Genomic DNA, 17,253 nt, shown 5'->3' with positions numbered 1-17,253 from the left:
CCGTGGCTGGTTGTGGTGTTGGTGTCGGTATTCGTCTTCGCCAAGCAGTCAGGCACCGTGAACTGGGTGCTACTGTCGGAAATCTTCCCCGCCAAGATTAGGGGCGTCGCCCAAGGTTTTGCCGTAGGGTGCGGTTGGCTAATGAACGCAGTAGTCACCTACATCTTCCCAGTCATGATCGAGCATCTGGGCGCCGCATGGACCTACGCCGTATTCGGCGCAATCAATGTAGTGTCCCTGTGCTTCTACGTTTTCATCGTGCCTGAGACGAGGGGGGCGTCGCTGGAGCACCTCGAGGAGCAGTTCTCCCGGGGATAGGCCTAGGCCGCAGCATCACCACGAATGCGTTCGAAACGACGTTACGGCTTTCAAGGTGACGCTACAAGGCCGAACCCGTGCGCTCAGTTTTCCGCAAGCGCCTCACTGACGGCGCGACGCAGGTTCTTTTGGCCGTTCTTGAGGGCCAACTCCAAGGGCTCATCCGGGTCGCCAACCTTGACGATCCTGGCAACACCGATCTCCAAGAGGTTTTCTGAACCGTCTTTAATGCGGCCACCAAAAATCATCGAGGGCACGCCGTTGGCCCGAGCGATCAAAGCAACACCGGCAGGCGTCTTGCCGTCAATGGTCTGTGAGTCAACTGAGCCTTCACCTGTGAACACCCAGTCAGCCCCCTTGACTTTCGCATCAAGTTCAACGGCGTCAGCCACCAGGTCAACGCCAGGTTTGAGCTCGGCTCCCAGGAACGCCCTGAGCGCAAATCCTAGGCCCCCAGCAGCGCCCGAACCTTCCATGAGCGCGACGTCGGCGTGGCCGGAAACCTGCGCAAAATGCTTGTGGATCTCGTCAAACTCAGGGACTTGTTCTGGGGTGACGCCCTTTTGGGGACCAAAAACTGCCGAAGCCCCCTTGGGGCCGTTAAGAGGATTGGTGACGTCGCAGGCGACTTGAACCTCAACGCCCTCAAGAAGTTCGTCAACTGCAGACGTATCGATGCGAGCAACTTTGGCCAGGTCCGCCAGATACGGGGTGAGCTCGACCTCGTCCTCGTCGAAGAAGCGCACGCCGAGCTCGTGCAGCATGCCGATGCCGGCGTCGTTGGTGGCTGAGCCTCCGATACCGATGAGGAGGGTTTTGGCGCCGCGTTCGATGGCGTCACGGATGATCATCCCTAAGCCGCAGGTGTTTGATCGGGCGACGTCCCGTTCGTTGGGAGCGACCAGTTCGATACCGGCGCATGAGGCGACGTCGAGGACGGCGCTGCCTTCTGCCAGCGCGTATTCGGAGGTGATGGGCCGACCGAGGGCGTCCACCGAGTCAGTGGTGACGGTGTCGACTCCCCATGCTGCGGCAACTGCTTGGATGAACCCTTCGCCTCCGTCGGACATGGGCACGAGGACGCATTCGGCGTCGGGGTGGACGTCGCGGACGCCGCGGGCCATGGCTTCGGCAGCTTCCTGCGCGGTCATGTTCTCTTTGAAGGAGTCAGGGGCGAGGACGAACTTCATTGGGGCTCCACTTCATCGTGTTGGCGCTGTTGAGTATCACCATAATTTTCTCAAATATTCGGGCCAAAAAGAAACAGCAGTCCATCCGTCGTAGAAGGGTGACGGATGGACTACTGATCTTATTTCGAGCCTAACTGACAACTAGGAAGAGTCCAGCGGTCACAAGGAAGCCAACGATTGAGACAGCTGTTGTGAGGACTGTCCAGGTCCGTAGGCCTTGGGAGACAGAAAGCCCGAGGTAACGGGTGACAATCCAGAATCCAGAGTCGTTGATGTGAGAGCAAATGAGTCCACCAAAGCCCACTGCAATAGTGATGAGTGCTGCTTGATTTGCACTGTAGTTTCCGGCTTGGACTGCGGGCAGGATCAGTCCGGCTGCCGTCAGGATGGCCACCGAGGCGGAACCTTGAGCGATGCGCAGTGCTGCCGCAATAACGAAGCCTGCAAGGATGGTCGGCATTCCAATGTTGGTCAGCACATCAGAGAATGCTGCGCCGATACCTGTTTCAACAAGGACACTAGCGAATACACCACCTGCACCGGTCACGAAGATCACGACTGCGACAGAATCCAATGCCGAGTCAGCGACCTTGGAGATGACATTCCTCTTCCACTTAGTGATCTTCATGATCAGCACGTACGCAACCAATACTCCGACCAGGAGTGCAGTTGCGGGTTTTCCAATGAACGTGGCGATCGGTGACATTGGCGAATCTTCGGGCAGGTTCATCACCATGATGGATCCGGCCATGATCATCAAGATGGGCAAGACAATTACGAAGATGGTCGTCAGGGTTCCCGGAACGCGACCGCCCTCGCCAAGGTTGAACTGTGAGGATCCATCGTTCTTCGTGGATTCTGCTGGAGAGGGAGCGAGTTGGATGGAATTGAAGTTGATGAACTTGAGTACGAGGTATCCGACGACTGTTACGACCAAGGCAACTACGAGTGCCCAAATTGTCATCAGGCCTGCATCTGCTTCGAGGGCAGCCGCAGCTGCGACGGGACCAGGATGCGGCGGGATAATCGTATGGAGCGTTGCCATGGCAACGCACACGGGGAATGCGATTGACAGTGGGCTGGTTTTTGCGTTTCTGGCGAAGGCGAAGATCAGTGGCGCCAGGATAATGAAACCGACGTCAAAGAAGACGGGAATTCCGAGGATGAATGCGGCGGCAGTGACCGCCATGACGACTCGTTTGGCTCCAAGCTTTTGAGTGAATGCGCGCGCCATGTGATCGGCGGCTCCGGAGACTTCGACTAGTCGACCAAGGATCGAGCCGAGGCCGACAACGATCGCTACAGATCCAAGGGTTTTGCCCATACCGCCGATCATGACGTCGACGATGTCGGTCAAGGAGATGCCAGCAACCAGGGCAGTGCCCATGGCAACAAGGAGCAAGGAGACGTAAGCCGGAACATCGAGGAGGATGACAAGTACGAGCAAGACCGCAATGGCGGCAGCTGCGATGATCAATAGAGTCAGAGCACTCATGGGCTTTCACCTTCCTTTCTTTCGAGAGCCCCGTCTGAGGCTGTGAGTTACGACTTCCGCATTCGTTGGAGTGCGGAAGGTCTAGGAGTGGTGTGCACTTGTGCCGATGGGTTGGCATTAGTGCTGCGCAGGCTTGGATTCTGATTTCTCAGCCTTTTGAAGCTCAGGGCTTCTTTGCCCTGTCTTGATGCAGGTTTTGGATCCCGTGCGTCGCTGCATGGGAAGGTTGTGAAGCTGTAGGAGCTCCAACAGAAAAGAACCATATCAGATGCATTGCGTATGATGCATCATCGTGTTAGCTTAGCCATAACCGAAGACAATGCAGTCTTTGGCAAGACTTTTATCCGCCAACAAAAAGCATGGCAAATAGCGGATTTTAGGTAACTTCGTCGCCCCTATTTCACTCCGTGCGATGAATTCAGACTTGGAAGGAGTGCCGCCGCCAACGGCGAGAAGAGACATGCAAGAGAACAACGAATTCCTCAAGTGGATGACTTCAAACACCGACAGCATCTACTGGCACGACAGCGCAATCGTTGATGAATTGGAAATTGCCATTGGTAACGGAGCTAAGGGCGTGACTACAAATCCTTTCTTAGTCGCGTCAACAATCAACGCCCGTCCTGACTACTGGGCTCCCTACCTCGCCGACATTCCCAGCGATCTCGAGGGTACTGAGAAGGTTGAAGCTCTCGTAAAGCGAGTCACTCTGCACGTTAAGGACGTTTTGGACCAAGTCCACGACGAAAATGACGTTCGGACGGGTCGGCTGTGCGCCCAGACTAATCCGAATAAAACTGGTAACTACGACGAAATTTTGAGCCAAGCCGAACGTTACGCTCAATGGGATCCCAAGCGAGTATGCCTCAAAGTACCTGCGACGAAATCCGGCATCATGGCAGCAGAAGAACTCGCGGCCAAGGGCTACAACGTCGTCGTGACCGTTTCATTCACTGTCCCGCAGGTCCTTGCAATAGGAGCGGCTCTTCAAAGAGGAATTGAGCGTGCACGCGAAGCTGGCATCGAACCTGGCCTGAACTGCGCTGTATTGATGGTTGGCCGACTTGACGATTATCTGCGTGACGTCGCCCAAGACTCATCTGACATTGTCACCGAATCTGACATTATTCAGTCCGGAACAGCGTGCATCAAGAAGGCCTACAAGATCTTCAATGAGCGCGGTTATGAAGCCTTCCTCATGCCTGCGGGCTGCCGAGGAACCTATCACATCACTGAATTGGCAGGCGCACAGATGGTGATGTCAATTGCTCCGAAGATCGCTGACGAACTGGCTGAGCTTGAAGGCCCCTTCGAAGAACGAATCGACGTTCCCGTTGACCAAGATGTTATTGATCGTCTCTTGACGATGCCCGAGTTTGTCAAGGCATACAACGAGGACGGCATGACTCCCGAACAGTTCATCACCTTCGGCTCAACCAACCGAACAACCGATCAGTTCATCAATGATGGCTGGGGAGTGCTGCTCGCTCACAAGGTCGGTGCCTAATGAACCAAATGCGTTTCACCGACAAGGTCTGCATTGTTACGGGATCTGCACGAGGCCTCGGAAAAGCTATGGCTGAACGCCTAGCTTCTGAGGGCGGCATCATGGTGCTGGCCGACGTTGACGGCAATGTCCTCGATGAGACTGTCAAACAGTTCCTTATCAAAGGATTCCAGGCCGAGGGCTACATTATTGATCTGACGAAGGTCAGTGAGATCGATGAAATGATTGATCACGTTGCCCAAAAGTACGGCCGCATCGACGTGCTGGTCAACAATGCCGGTGTGCAGATCCGAAAGTGGGCCACCGAGTTCCCCGAAGAGGAATTCGACTTCCTTATGGATCTGAACCTCAAGGCTTACTTTTTTGCAACACGAGCCGCCGCTCGCTACTTCAAAAAGCAGGGCTATGGAGCTGTGGTTTGTACTTCGTCTGGAAATTCAGTACGCCCGGCTTCCAAGCGTTCCCCTTACGCAATCTCTAAGGCAGGGGTGAATGGTCTCGCACAGGCACTTGGTAACGAGCTGGGTCGGTTTGGTATCCGCGTCAATGCAGTCGCTCCGGGCTATGTCATGACTGACATGGTCAAACAGGGTATTGAGGAAGGGATTATCGACATTGATGCGATCATGTCGATCCTCCCCATGAAACGTCTGCTTGAGCCGTCAGAAATTGCCTCTGCGGTAGCGTTCTTGGCCTCCAGCGACGCTTCAGGCATTAATGGACAGACTTTGTTTGTCGATGCGGGCTGGTCTGCTAACGGCCTGCCAGAACCTAAAGATCTGGAGTGAACCAGAACCCATAGCTTGGAGTGTATTCGCACTCCTGACCATTTTCACGAACTCACGAATGGAGTAATCACAATGAAGGTTGGTTTTATCGGACTCGGCATTATGGGCCGTCCTATGGCAAAAAATGTCCTCAAGGCAGGCCATGAAGTTTTCTGCTTCGACGTCAACGAGGCCGCCGTCGAGGACGTCGTGGCATCGGGAGCAATGGCTGTACAGTCAGGAAAGGCCGCAGCAGAGGCAGCCGATGTCGTTATCACCATGCTTCCCAATGGACCCGACGTTTTGGCTGCTTTGTCGGGGGATCATGGGATTGCGGCAGGCTTGTCTGAAGGAAAGATCTTTGTCGATATGTCTTCTATCGCCCCGGGTGTTTCTCGCCAGGCTGCCCAGATTGTTGAGGCCAAGGGGGCAAAGATGATCGATGCGCCTGTTTCCGGAGGTGAGCCTGGCGCAATTGCCGGAACAATTGCCATTATGGTGGGTGGCGAACAGGACGTCTTCGAATCAGTCAAGGATCTTCTGCTCACGATGGGTAAGTCGGCAACATACGTCGGCCCTCTTGGGGCGGGCAATATAGCCAAGCTGGCAAACCAGTCGATTGTTGCGGTTAATATCGCTGTCCTCGCAGAAGCACTGGTCCTCGCTCAGAAGTCCGGAGTGGATCCCGCATCGGTCGTCGAAGCCATCCGAGGCGGCCTCGCAGGTTCTGCTGTTATGGAACAGAAGGCCACGAAGATGCTCACCCAGGAGTTCTCTCCCGGTTTCCGTATCAACCTGCATATTAAGGATCTCAACAATGCCTTGGCCACGGCTGCCGAGGCAGATGCTTTTATGCCGTTGACCGCGGTGGTGCGCCAGCACATGTCGGCACTTGAAGCCCAAGGATTCGCAGGAGAGGATCACTCGAGCCTCCTGAGGATCGTCCAGCAGCTCAGCAACACCGTGCTGGGCGAGGACTGACACACCCATGCGGGGGCATAGATTCAATCTGTGCCCCCGCACCTCTTCCCTTGACAGAAAGCGATCGATCAATGACGTTCAAGTACGGAATCCAAGTCGCCCTCGAAGAACTACCAACTCGTATGCCCGTAGTCCTGCGGGGAAGTTTTGAAGAAGTCACAGACACGGCAGCTGAGCTTGGCTACGACGGCATTGAGTTTTACCTTCACAGCCCGCGAGAGCACAAGGGCACCCTGTACAAGAAGCATGCCAGCGACAAGGGACTCGGCTTCTCCAGTATCTGCACCGGACTTGAGCTGCTTTATAACGGCCTGGGACTCACAGTCGATTCAGCTGAAGTCCGCAGGAAAGCCATAGATCGCTTGAAAGAGCACCTTGACCTGGCCAACGAACTCGACTGTTCAGTGGTTGTCGGCACTATGCGTGGCAATATCCCTTCCCCCGAAAAAGCGCAGATCACCCGCCAACGTCTGATCGACGCGCTAGGTGAGTTGGCCGACCATGCCGATTCAACTGGAGGACAGATCGTTGTAGAAAATATCCTCCAGTACATTTCAAACTGGTTGAACACGTTGGATGAGGTCGGCGAGCTCCTCGAAGAGGTCAACCGACCAAATGTCACCATGCACATTGATACTCACTCGATGCACATGGAAGAAACAGACCCATTCGCCGCTGTACGTCGATGGGCCGACCGCATCGGCTATGTCCATTTTTCCGATGCAAATCGGACCTATCCCGGTGGCGGATGCATCGATTTCAAGAGCCACTACCATGCTCTTTTCGACGCCGGATACTGCGGTTGGATCACCATCGAATCCCAACCTTTCCCCACGGGCCCAGACTGCGCACAGCGAGGAATCCAGTACCTGAAGAACATTGAAGCTGCGGCACGGATCGAACGCCTACCCGCCCTCGACCAGTCGTCCATTCGATTCTGATTCGGAGGACAGGAAATACCGGTTTGATCTGCCAGTCAAAGTAGCGGTAAGTACCCAACGGAGCCTATTTCTGTGAGGACATTACTCTGTCCATGGAATTAAGCCGGGAGCAGTTGGAGTCTTACACGGGTCTATTCTCAGGATATGCTGCAATCAAAACCAACTATTTCTCGTCACTCGGAGGCATTGACGTGGTGAAGGCACCGACGGCATTGCAACGGGGCACTCTCGCCGAACAGATTCAGTCGATCTTGATTGATCGTATTATGGCTGGAGAGTACAGCCCTGGAGATTTCTTGCGGACCCGCACTCTTGCGCAAGAATTTGAAGTATCTACCACTCCGGTTCGAGAAGCACTGACAATGCTGGAGTCCGCCAAACTTGTTTCTCGACAGGCGCACATTGGTTTCGAGGTTCGCAATCCGCCTGATCTGTACGAAATGGATCAGATCATGGCGGCACGCAGACTCTTTGAGCCGATCGCAGCCGAACTTGCTTGCAAGCAGGGCCCCTCTGTCATAAAGCGCGTCCGAACTGCATATGAGGAACAAGAGCGAACCGGCCGCACAACGACTATGGACGACTATTTGGCGTTCATGCATGCCGACGATGCGTTCCATCGAGCAATCTGGGAGGGAACAGGAAATCCCTACATCGCAGAAATGCTCGAACTTTTGGGCGGAGTCATTCAGCGGTGGAGACGTTTTACACCCGGACTCATTGCTGATCGCGATATCGCCGTGACCGAGCATGAGGCAATTTTGCTGGCCCTTGAATCAGGCGATTCTCATGCAGCTTCTGCTGCCATGCTTGATCATATTGATCGGCAGCGGGAGCGTATTCATCAGCAGGTTAGCTCACAGGAAAAACGATAGTAGCGTTCCTAAGGTTCTTCGCGGGGGAGATTGATGATCCATCCGTACCGTTGACAATAGGAAACCGTGTGTCCCAACTTTCTGACGGGACACACGGTTTCGCGTGAGCTGATGTGTTTGGTTTATCCCAACGGAATAATGTAGGAACCGATCATCACCAGCACGATCGTGCATACGGATGCGAGGAACTGGGGCAACGTGTACACCTTCAGACCACCGGTGATAGAGAATCCCGGAATCTTGGCAGTAACCCAGAAGCCCGAATCGTTGATGTGGCCCACCGACAAAGCACCAGCAAGGCACGCAGCCGCAACCCACACGGGGTGAATGCCGATAGTTGGAGCAAGGGAAGCGAAGATTGTCATCGTCGTAATAGACGCCACCGTTCCCGAACCAACCGCCACACGGAAAGCCATGCCCACAAAGTAGCAAGCAAGCAGACCAACGAAGTGTCCGCCACCCAGGCCACCAACGGCCTCGGAAATCAAATCGGAGACACCACCGGCCTTGATGAGCGCACCGAACGCGCCGCCAGCACCAGTGATCATCAAAACGATACCGGCCGACTCAATCGCCTTATTTGATGAGGCTTCCATTTCGCGACGCGACATGTCAGTAGATGCGACCAGGTAAGCGATGAGAGTACCAATGAGCAATGCGACGGTCTTATCAGAGATAAACGAGGCCCAAACCGGAAGTTCTTCAACCACCGAACCCCAGATGGTGCCCGTGAGGATGAGGAGAAGCGGAGTCAAGATCGGCAGAAGAGCAAGCCAGAAGTTAGGTTCCTTATCTTCGCCGGGAATCTCCTGAAGAGAGGGTTCTTCGGCGACATCCATTGCGGGCCTCCATACCTTGGGCAGAATCCACGAGTAGATGGTGACACCAACAATGACGGCGACCAGTCCAACGATTCCACCGACGGCCACCATGTAACCGACTGAGAAACCCATAATGTCACCTGCCGCTAGTGGGTTGGGCGTGGGTGGTACCAGCGTGTGGGCGGCTCCCGCGCCCATCGCGACAGCACCAATAGCTAGGGGCATCGGTTTGCCAGCTTCGCGGGCGATGGCGATGGCAAGAGGGACGAGGATGACGAAGGTGACGTCAAAGAATACGGGAATGGCCAGAACGAAAGCAGCAAAGGCAATCCCGTACATCGCGAAACGTTCGGAGACAAGGTTGACTAGCGTGCGTGCGATGACTTTGGCTCCACCGGAGTCGCTCATCAGCTGGCCAAGAATGATGCCGAATCCGACGGATAGTCCCAGGCTTGTCATCAAGCCACCGAAGCCTTCCGTCGCAGTCTTGGCAATGTCCAAGGCAGGCATTTGCAGCATGAATCCTAGAAGAATTGTGCCAATAATCAGCGACACAGCAGGGTGTAGTTTCACCCAGAGAATCAAGGCGACAATGACGACGATCGACACCGCCAGCCACAGGAGATTAATCATGGTGGTCCTCCTTCACCCCACCGGGGATGAGTAATGGGGATATTCGACGGTGTTAGCCGACGAATAGCGATTGATGTGTTCTCGGATGACTGCTGTTATGCGTACCGAGAGAGGTGACAGTCTGTGCCCGAGTTCTTCCGACATCGATGTCGGGGCGTCTGTCAATGAAGAGCAACTGCCTTTTCATGCGTCATTGCGTTGTTGGGGCAGTTTGATCTGAAGATTTGTCATTTCGTTGGGTGGCCCAGTATTTCTCCAGCTTGATACTGGGCCACCCTTGAGCGCACGGCGAGATTACGTCGTGTGTCAAAGCTTGATCACAGGGTTCTGAGTTGATCCCATGCAGCAGTGAATCCTCCAAGCGTCATGACTGTTGCGCCGAATTCGTCGAATTCTTCATTCGAAAGTCCATTGAGTTCGTACGCGCGCTTGAAGTCGGGGATTGCGGTGAGGACTCGGTCGATTCGTTCCTGATGGAGGGGTTGATCAATACCGATTTCTCTTGGAATGCCTTCCTTCTCGTCCCACTCAATGAGAGCATCTTGGATCTTCGGGTGGATGGTAGCTTCGAAGGGGGCACCCGCAAGAAGCGTGACTTGGCGAGGGGCGCGGAACGCCGCCGGCATGAGTTTGGGAGCATTCGGTCGATCTTTGAGGGCTTCGATGAGACGTCGCGCCACGGCGAGTACTGCTTCTTCAAGGTCTTGGGTTTCTAGATGCAGGTTCTGTTCCTCGTTGACCGCGGCGAGGTAGTCCTGCAGGCGTCCCATGACAAAGGCCGAGGTCGAGGGGGCGGGAGTGATGCCTGCCGCGCGGGCACGCTCGCATCCGCGCTCGTATGCATCGGCTGCCGCCATGATTTGCGGTGCTGACACGCAGACGGTGGCCGTCGTGGGGATGCCTCGTGCTGCGAGTTCTTCGAGGACGCGGATACCGGATGCTGTCCCGGGGATCTTGACCATGACATTGGGGCCGAATTCGCTGATGCGTAGTCCTTGCTCCAGTTGTTTGTCATAGTCGCCGGATGCGCTTGGCTGGACTTGGCAGCGAACGTAGCCGTCGCGGCCTCGGGATTCGTTGAACATTGGTTCGAAGCGGCGTGCGAGTGGCCGGACGACGCGTCCGATGAGTTCGAGGACGCGTTCGTCACCTGTGAGGGTTTCATCAATGGTGTCGATGGGATCGAGGTCTTGGTCTTGGGTGGAGGTGAGAGCCTCGTATGACAGTGGTGCGTTGGTGGTGACACCGATGGCTCCGTTGTTGAGGGCGCGGGTCACGGTGTTCGTTAGAGCGGAGTCGTTGCAGTAGCGGCTGGGTGTGTTTTCTGCCATCCATGCGAGATAGCTTTGGGACATTGTTGTACCTCCTTGTACAGCGGTGGTTGTTAGGGGTTGGGGGCGGTGTCAGCCGAAGTGCATGCCTCCGTTAACGTCGAGGACGGCGCCGGTGGTGAAGCCTGCGTGGGGTCCTGCAAAGTAGGCGACGGCTGCGGCGATTTCGTTGACCTCGCCGAGTCTGCCGACGGGTATGGCAGAACGGATTGCACTCATCTGGTCGTCGGTGAACTGGGCGGCCATCTCAGTGTTGGTCGTACCTGGGGCGACGGCGTTGACGGTCACTCCTGCATGGGCGACCTTGCCTGCGTAGTGTCTGGTCAGACCGATGACACCGGCTTTTGAGGCCGCGTATGCGGGCCCCACTGAGACTCCTCCGTTGCGTCCTGCCAGTGAAACAATGTTGATGACGCGCCCGTATCCGGCTTGGATCATGTGGGGCAGAGCGGCTTGGGTCATGAGTTGAGTTCCAGTGAGATTGACCGTGATGACTCTGTTCCATTCGTCGAGTGCGGTGTCCTCCCACGGTGTGTTGGAGACGATTCCGGCGTTGTTGACAAGGACAGTTACGTGCCCGCACTGCTGTGCAATGGTTGTCATCGCATTGTTGACCGAATCGAGGTCGGTGATGTCGAGGCCGACGGCGGTGGCCTGGTGACCGTTGACAGTCAGCTCGTGGGCCGCAGTTTGTGCGAGTTCGCCGTTGATATCGGCGATGACGATTCGCATTCCTTCTGTTGCGAGGCGTTCAGCGATCGTGCGACCGATACCGCGTGCAGCGCCTGTGATTAGGGCCAGAGGGCTTTCGTGCATGGGTTTGCCTTCCGATGGTCACGCTTCTTCGCGTGTTGGCATTCACCGTAATCGATCACGCATCAAATTGTCTACATTATCGATTATATATTTTACATAGAAAGAGGTGCCCGCCCTCGTCAACCGAGAATCAACCGACTCCCAGCTCAGCTCTCAGAACGCAGACGCGACACCAAGCTCTCCAGATGCGCCTTCATTGCCTGGGCAGCCGCCTGACTATCGCCGGATAGCATGGCTTCAAGGATGACCCTGTGCTCAGCCAGGGAATCCGCAGCATCTGTGACGATACGATCCTTGAAATGTCGCCAGCGCTGGACGTTGCCCCCCAGGACGTCAGCCGACGACATAAGGAAGCGGTTGCCCGACGCCTGGTGAATGATCCGGTGGAACTCCTGATCCGCGCGCATGAAAGCACGCATTTCATCCGAGTTCCTCAAACCGAGCGTCTCCTCTTGTTGGCGCACCACCTCTCCAAGCGCCTCGTTGAGGCCCTTCACGTCATTGAGGCATGCCAACCGAGCAGCTTCCGGTTCCAGCAAAAGCCGCACCGCCATCAGATCGCACAATTCTTCCTCCGAAAGCTTTGGCGCAGTTCTGTACCCCCTGTAGTTGTGCCGAACCACCAGCCCCCGCCCTTCCATTCGGGCAAGAGCTTCACGTACGGGAGTAGCTGAAACTCCGAGCGTCTCTGCGAGGAACTCAATTCGAATGGGCTCATCGTCGGCCAAGACTCCTTGGATCATCATGTCGACCAAAGCGTCCTGAACTTGCTCCGTCAAACCCTGACGCTTGGCAGCATAGTTCTTAGTGGTCCGCACACTAGCAGCTATCGCCATCTGGACGACTCCTTGAGGACAGCCCACATCCAGTGGGCGATATTCACAGGACTTCTGCAGTCAGTCTAGTCTGCAAGTCTCGTTCCTCACGATGTGCGCCATTGCGCTTTTCCCAGTTCACACCCCTAAAGATTCCTTGAGGTACCGCCGAGCGAGCAATGCGTATTCCAGAGGATGAGCAACATCAGGGTCTTGCTCGGCCTCGACCATAAACCACCCGTCATAGTCTGATTCAACGACAGGACGCAGCAAAGCACCAAAATCTGTGGGGCCATCGCCGGGCACTGTGAAGGCGCCAGCCAGAATCGAATCAAGGAAACTCAAACCTTCTGCCTTGGCGCGGGCCACCACTTCGGGACGAATATCTTTGAGGTGAATGTGGCCGATACGGTCGATGTAGCGAGCGATGATATCTTCTGTTGATTCGCCGGAGAACAGCAGATGACCGTTATCGACGAGGAGCTTGACAGCGTCGGGGGCGGTGAGTTCCATGAGCTTGTCAATCTCAGCGGTGGTCTGTACGCCAGTTCCCATATGATGGTGGTACGCCAGGCGAAGCCCCTTCTGGCGAGCAAGAACACCAAATCGGTTGAGACCTGTAGCAAGACGATCCCATTCTTCGTCAGTGAAGGTTGGTTTATCGGCAAACACAGAGCGATCCCGCGCGCCTTGGATGGAGTGTCCTTGTTCGCAGATATTGATGCAATCCGCCTCTAGGGCAACCATGTAGTCGCAGAATTCAATGAACTTGCGCTCCTCGGTTTCATAGTCGTTGGTGGTGAGCAGGCTGCCGTGCCACGACGCCGCAACACGGATGCCGCGCAAGCCAAGTTCTTTATTGAGCACTTTGGGGTCTTTGGGGTATTTGTTACCAATTTCAGTGCCCGTATATCCGGCAAGAGCAACCTCGGAAAGGATCTGCTGGTAGGTAGTTGTTCCCCCTAGGGCAGGCATGTCGTCATTGACCCAAGCAATGGGGGCGCAGCCAACCTTAATGTTGCTCATGAGATCTCCACTCCGAGCCCCCGACCACGAGAGCTATATGTCCTATCAATCAGTTTTTCAGTGAACACATCCGAGATACATCGTTGACTCGGATACGTTATCCATCCCAAGTCTATGCAATTATAGCAACGAATAACACCTTGTTCGAACAAATAGCATCCTCACACTCAAATCATTTAACATAGTTCCACTATGGACGGCACTAAAGCCTCCGCAGATCACAAGGAAGTGACGACAATGCTGCGAATCGGGATCATCGGCGCGGGCCGCATTGGCCGCGTCCATGCACAGTCGATCTCCATCAACCCAAAGGCCCAACTCGTCCTCGTTGCCGACATTTACGAGGACGGAGCCCGCTCCTTGGCCGAACAATATGGCGCGCGCTGGACCACCAATGCAGACGACGTATTCATTGACACAGAGGTTGACGCCGTCGTCATCTGCTCACCTACCCCACTACACGCTCCGCAGATTCTGGCAGCCGCCCAAGCCGGCAAACCTGCACTGTGCGAAAAGCCCCTTGCTGCATCAAGCGCAGAAGTCGATGCTTTCCTAACCGAATTGGGTAACCTTAATCCGGTCGTCATGCTCGGTTTCAACCGCCGCTTCGACCCTTCCTTCGCCGCTATTCATGACGCAGTAAAAGAAGGAAAGATCGGAGATCTGGAGCAGCTCACGATCATCTCGCGCGACCCTTCGGCACCACCTAAGGAATACATCGCTATATCAGGCGGCATTTTTGCAGATATGACGATCCACGACTTCGACACAGCACGATTCTTCTTAGGAGACATCGTGTCCGTATTTGCCCTGGGTCAAAACTTAGATCCAGAACTAGCTGACACCGGCGACTTTGACGGCGCTGTCATCACGTTGGTCAACGCTGCAGGTAAGTCGGCAACAATCACCAATTCACGCCATTGCGCGTCAGGTTACGATCAGCGCCTAGAAGCTTTCGGCACTAAAGGTTCACTCTTTGCTGAAAACATCCGCCCAACAACCGTACGCTACAGCAGCTCCCACGTTACTTCCGCGGAAGATCCCTACCTTGATTTCTTTTTGGAACGTTACGAGGCCGCCTACGCGCGCGAACTCGATGAATTCATCGACGCGGTAAACACGGGCCGCACGCCATCTCCCAGTATTGCTGATGGCGCTGCTGCCCTACGTTTGGCCGAGGCAGCAGCGAAGTCTGCACGTACCGGACAAGTCGTGCGGATATAACCACGGAAAACCCCTTCTCGAGTCACTATTTCTCCACCGTCACCATCTCTTTGCCCACCACTGCGCGTATAACTGGGGTACCCCTGTTTAAATCCGGAGGCCCCCTCATGAACCTCGATGTGGAGGTCGGTGAGTTTCAGACGCTCGCCACTGTGTTGAGTGACACCGCTGATACGTGTCGTTCTTGCCCAGAGGTGGGCGACATGTTGAATGCGGGGCACCGCGCTGCGCCCGGAGCGACGGCTTTAAGAATGATGGAGTCCGTCGGTGGCGACCTTGACGAGAAAATCCGCGCTGCTGGGTTGAGGCTGCATGAGATTCAAGAAGATGTCACGGCATCACTCCACGCCTTCCTTTCCCAGGAAATGCGCATTGAAGAGTCGATGAATGATGCGCGCGATCACGTCGTTGATCCGATCATGTGGTCCTACTGAGGTGCTGATGGCAACATCGGAGTTTGCCGACGGCGTGTGGGATGTTCAGACCAGGGTTTTAGAGTGCTATCAGTACGCCCAAGTCAATGGCGTGAGCCTCGATCAGTTCGGCAAGGTCACTTACGTTCCAGAGCCCTACCCATTTTCCGCGCAGTTTGAAGATATTCGTCTGGTATCCGCACATAATCGTCAGCTTGAGGAAGCGGCCGATTTCTTGAGGGACGAGGTTGCGCGGACGCTGGCTCGCGCGGTCGAAGTGGATCAGGAGTATTCCAGGCATCTGGAGGCTGTTGTTTCTGGGACTTACGTATGTACGGAGGATGCGTCGAGTCCGTCGCCGAGTCTTCCTGATCTACCGCAGGCATCGTGGTCGGTTATCCAGGTGGCGACATGGTGGAAGAATTTGACCGATGCGGAACGCAGTCGGCTCATTTCCTCCCATCCGGGCTTGATCGGTAACTTGAATGGTGTTGATGGCGCGTCAAGAGATCGGGCAAATCGGGCGCGCTTGACGGCAATGCGGAATCTATTGGCCGCCGAGGTGGCGCGCATGAAGCGTGAGTTGGAGAAGTCGACCGTCACGGCTAGTTTCACGCCGTATCAGTATCGTATTGCGCAGCAGAAGCTCAGTGATATTGAGGAGATCCTTCGGCAGGCAAACTTGCATCCGAATTATTCGTTGCTGACCCTTGACGCTTTGGGAGTTGAACATATCAGGGTTGCCTTTGCGATCGGGAATGTGGATACGGCAGCCCATGTGGCGACTTTTGTTCCGGGCATGACGACGGATCCGACGGAAAGTTTGGAGCCGTGTTTAAAACATGCAGCGCGCATCCAAAAAGCAGCAAATGATGCACACGCATCATCCGTAGCCGTTATCGCTTGGCTCGGTTACGACGCGCCGGGGAATTTTGGTGAGCCCTATTGGGGTGAGGTGGCCCTCCCCTCCCGTGCAGATGAGGGGGCAAGGCTACTGTCCTCCTTCCACGAGGGCCTCCAGGCATCACGCCAAGCGGCATCGGCCATGCCAGGGGCTACTGCCGATCCACATACAACAATTTTAGGCCATTCCTATGGTTCTACAACATCTGGGAAGGCAGTGGCCCAAGTAAATGTCGAGGTTGTTGACGATCTGGTGATGTTTGGCTCCCCCGGTTCAGGGGTGTCATCGATAAACGAATACAACCTGGATTCGGGAACCGCTTACGTGTCCGCCGTGGACAGTGAGGATCTTGTGCAGGGGTTGGGACCTGACTCCACATTCGGAGTCAATCCGACCAAACTCGAAGGGATCACCCATCTGTCGGGGGACGCTCCCGATCCGAAGGGCTATGGGCTTTTCGGACGGCACAGCCTTTACCTGGAGGACGTTTCCGGATCATTGAAAGATTTCGGTAAAGTCATTGCAGGGAGATTTTGATGCGAGGGTTTTGGTGTGTTGCTATCCCAGTGATCGTCGCACTGGGTTTGAGTGCGTGCGGGGGAGGAACACCTGTGAAGCAAATCTGGTGGGAGGGAACACTACCCATTGAAGAACGCCAAACCATCGAGGACTACCAAACCCACATCGAAAACGCCGTCTACACCATCGCACAACAACTCACCACCAACACAAACGACCTTTCTCTCCGTCGACCATCAGAGCTCACATACTGCGACGAAACCACCTTCGAGCTCTATACCGCAAGTATCTCAATACCCCCCATTACCGCCGAAAAAGCCGTTGAAGTCGGCGACCGCGTCCTCACACCCCTCGGATTCACCCACCGAAGTGACCACGGCGACGCATTCTTCTGGCACGACGAGAAAAACGGCGGCGATATCTCCATCTATCTCAACGGCTCTGACGGCGCAGCCATCAGTGGAGTCACCGGATGCCGCCCCACCAACGGGGCCACCACCACACCCAAAGACCGCACACCCCCAACCTGGGAAACCACCCTCCCACCAGACCCCCACATGGACTACGCCCAGTCCTACACGAACACACCACAATCACCAACCAAAGATTGATCAAGAAACAGCAAGGTTACGATGCAAAAATTTTGGCGTATTGCTATCCCAGTGATCATCACACTG

General features: G+C 55.3%; 17 protein-coding genes. 10 read left to right on the top strand and 7 right to left on the bottom strand.

What is annotated here, in order from left to right; translation table 11 throughout:
- Positions 1 to 318: MFS transporter (locus G439_RS0109815; RefSeq protein WP_026459601.1), on the top strand; the 318-nt coding region annotated here is incomplete at its 5' end.
- A gap of 83 nt (positions 319 to 401) precedes the next feature.
- Here G439_RS0109815 and G439_RS0109810 read toward each other — a convergent pair.
- Both G439_RS0109810 and G439_RS0109800 read right to left on the bottom strand, forming a co-directional pair.
- Positions 402 to 1,508: a glycerate kinase gene (locus tag G439_RS0109810; RefSeq protein WP_022869012.1), complete on the bottom strand. Its 1,107-nt coding sequence runs from the start codon at positions 1,506 to 1,508 to the stop codon at positions 402 to 404.
- A gap of 130 nt (positions 1,509 to 1,638) precedes the next feature.
- Positions 1,639 to 3,003: a GntT/GntP/DsdX family permease gene (locus G439_RS0109800; protein WP_022869010.1), complete on the bottom strand. Its 1,365-nt coding sequence runs from the start codon at positions 3,001 to 3,003 to the stop codon at positions 1,639 to 1,641.
- Positions 3,004 to 3,463: 460 nt separating this feature from the next.
- On the opposite strand from G439_RS0109800, the gene G439_RS0109790 reads away from it, so the two are divergent.
- The 5 genes from G439_RS0109790 to G439_RS0109770 all read left to right on the top strand — a co-directional run bounded on the left by G439_RS0109790 (position 3,464) and on the right by G439_RS0109770 (position 8,074).
- Entirely contained in the window at positions 3,464 to 4,510 is a 1,047-nt protein-coding gene (locus G439_RS0109790; protein WP_022869008.1) for a transaldolase family protein, read from the top strand.
- Positions 4,510 to 5,298, top strand: a complete 789-nt coding sequence (locus G439_RS0109785) for an SDR family NAD(P)-dependent oxidoreductase (protein ID WP_022869007.1) — start codon at positions 4,510 to 4,512, stop codon at positions 5,296 to 5,298. Before G439_RS0109790 ends, G439_RS0109785 begins: the two co-directional genes overlap by 1 nt.
- 72 nt (positions 5,299 to 5,370) lie before the next feature.
- Entirely contained in the window at positions 5,371 to 6,258 is an 888-nt protein-coding gene (locus G439_RS0109780; protein ID WP_022869006.1) for a 2-hydroxy-3-oxopropionate reductase, read from the top strand.
- A 71-nt stretch (positions 6,259 to 6,329) separates the two neighbouring features.
- Positions 6,330 to 7,199 carry a sugar phosphate isomerase/epimerase family protein gene (locus G439_RS0109775; RefSeq protein ID WP_022869005.1) on the top strand — a complete coding sequence of 290 codons (870 nt, stop codon included), beginning with the start codon at positions 6,330 to 6,332 and terminating at the stop codon, positions 7,197 to 7,199.
- A 92-nt stretch (positions 7,200 to 7,291) separates the two neighbouring features.
- On the top strand, positions 7,292 to 8,074 hold the full coding sequence (locus G439_RS0109770) for a GntR family transcriptional regulator (RefSeq protein WP_083940864.1): 783 nt from the start codon (positions 7,292 to 7,294) through the stop codon (positions 8,072 to 8,074).
- Between the two features lie 122 nt (positions 8,075 to 8,196).
- Here the strand turns inward: G439_RS0109770 and G439_RS0109765 are convergent, their stop codons facing one another.
- From G439_RS0109765 to iolE, 5 genes are all read right to left on the bottom strand, one after another.
- On the bottom strand, positions 8,197 to 9,528 hold the full coding sequence (locus tag G439_RS0109765; RefSeq protein WP_022869003.1) for a GntP family permease: 1,332 nt from the start codon (positions 9,526 to 9,528) through the stop codon (positions 8,197 to 8,199).
- Positions 9,529 to 9,845: 317 nt separating this feature from the next.
- Positions 9,846 to 10,883 carry a transaldolase family protein gene (locus G439_RS0109760; protein ID WP_022869002.1) on the bottom strand — a complete coding sequence of 346 codons (1,038 nt, stop codon included), beginning with the start codon at positions 10,881 to 10,883 and terminating at the stop codon, positions 9,846 to 9,848.
- A gap of 48 nt (positions 10,884 to 10,931) precedes the next feature.
- A complete protein-coding gene (locus G439_RS0109755; RefSeq protein WP_022869001.1) occupies positions 10,932 to 11,675 on the bottom strand; it encodes an SDR family NAD(P)-dependent oxidoreductase in 744 nt (247 codons plus the stop codon).
- A gap of 146 nt (positions 11,676 to 11,821) precedes the next feature.
- Positions 11,822 to 12,511: a GntR family transcriptional regulator gene (locus tag G439_RS11870; protein ID WP_022869000.1), complete on the bottom strand. Its 690-nt coding sequence runs from the start codon at positions 12,509 to 12,511 to the stop codon at positions 11,822 to 11,824.
- A 117-nt stretch (positions 12,512 to 12,628) separates the two neighbouring features.
- The gene (iolE, locus tag G439_RS0109745) at positions 12,629 to 13,516 is read right to left on the bottom strand and encodes a myo-inosose-2 dehydratase (RefSeq protein ID WP_022868999.1); all 888 of its coding nucleotides are present in this window, start codon (positions 13,514 to 13,516) and stop codon (positions 12,629 to 12,631) included.
- 237 nt (positions 13,517 to 13,753) lie between these two features.
- Here iolE and iolG point away from each other — a divergent pair, with 237 nt between their 5' ends.
- The 4 genes from iolG (at position 13,754) to G439_RS0109725 (ending at position 17,187) form a co-directional block, all read left to right on the top strand.
- Positions 13,754 to 14,740 (top strand): inositol 2-dehydrogenase, encoded by a 987-nt coding sequence (gene iolG, locus G439_RS0109740; RefSeq protein ID WP_022868998.1) that lies wholly within the window; start codon positions 13,754 to 13,756, stop codon positions 14,738 to 14,740.
- Positions 14,741 to 14,847: 107 nt separating this feature from the next.
- The gene (locus G439_RS0109735) at positions 14,848 to 15,174 is read left to right on the top strand and encodes a hypothetical protein (RefSeq protein ID WP_022868997.1); all 327 of its coding nucleotides are present in this window, start codon (positions 14,848 to 14,850) and stop codon (positions 15,172 to 15,174) included.
- Positions 15,128 to 16,594 (top strand): alpha/beta hydrolase, encoded by a 1,467-nt coding sequence (locus G439_RS0109730; protein ID WP_083940863.1) that lies wholly within the window; start codon positions 15,128 to 15,130, stop codon positions 16,592 to 16,594. Before G439_RS0109735 ends, G439_RS0109730 begins: the two co-directional genes overlap by 47 nt.
- A 74-nt stretch (positions 16,595 to 16,668) precedes the next feature.
- Positions 16,669 to 17,187, top strand: a complete 519-nt coding sequence (locus tag G439_RS0109725) for a DUF4853 domain-containing protein (RefSeq protein ID WP_022868995.1) — start codon at positions 16,669 to 16,671, stop codon at positions 17,185 to 17,187.
- Positions 17,188 to 17,253 lie beyond the last annotated feature (66 nt).

Source organism: Schaalia vaccimaxillae DSM 15804 (assembly GCF_000420425.1).
GTDB lineage: Bacteria > Actinomycetota > Actinomycetes > Actinomycetales > Actinomycetaceae > Pauljensenia > Pauljensenia vaccimaxillae.
This window is presented reverse-complemented; position numbering and strand designations above follow the sequence as displayed.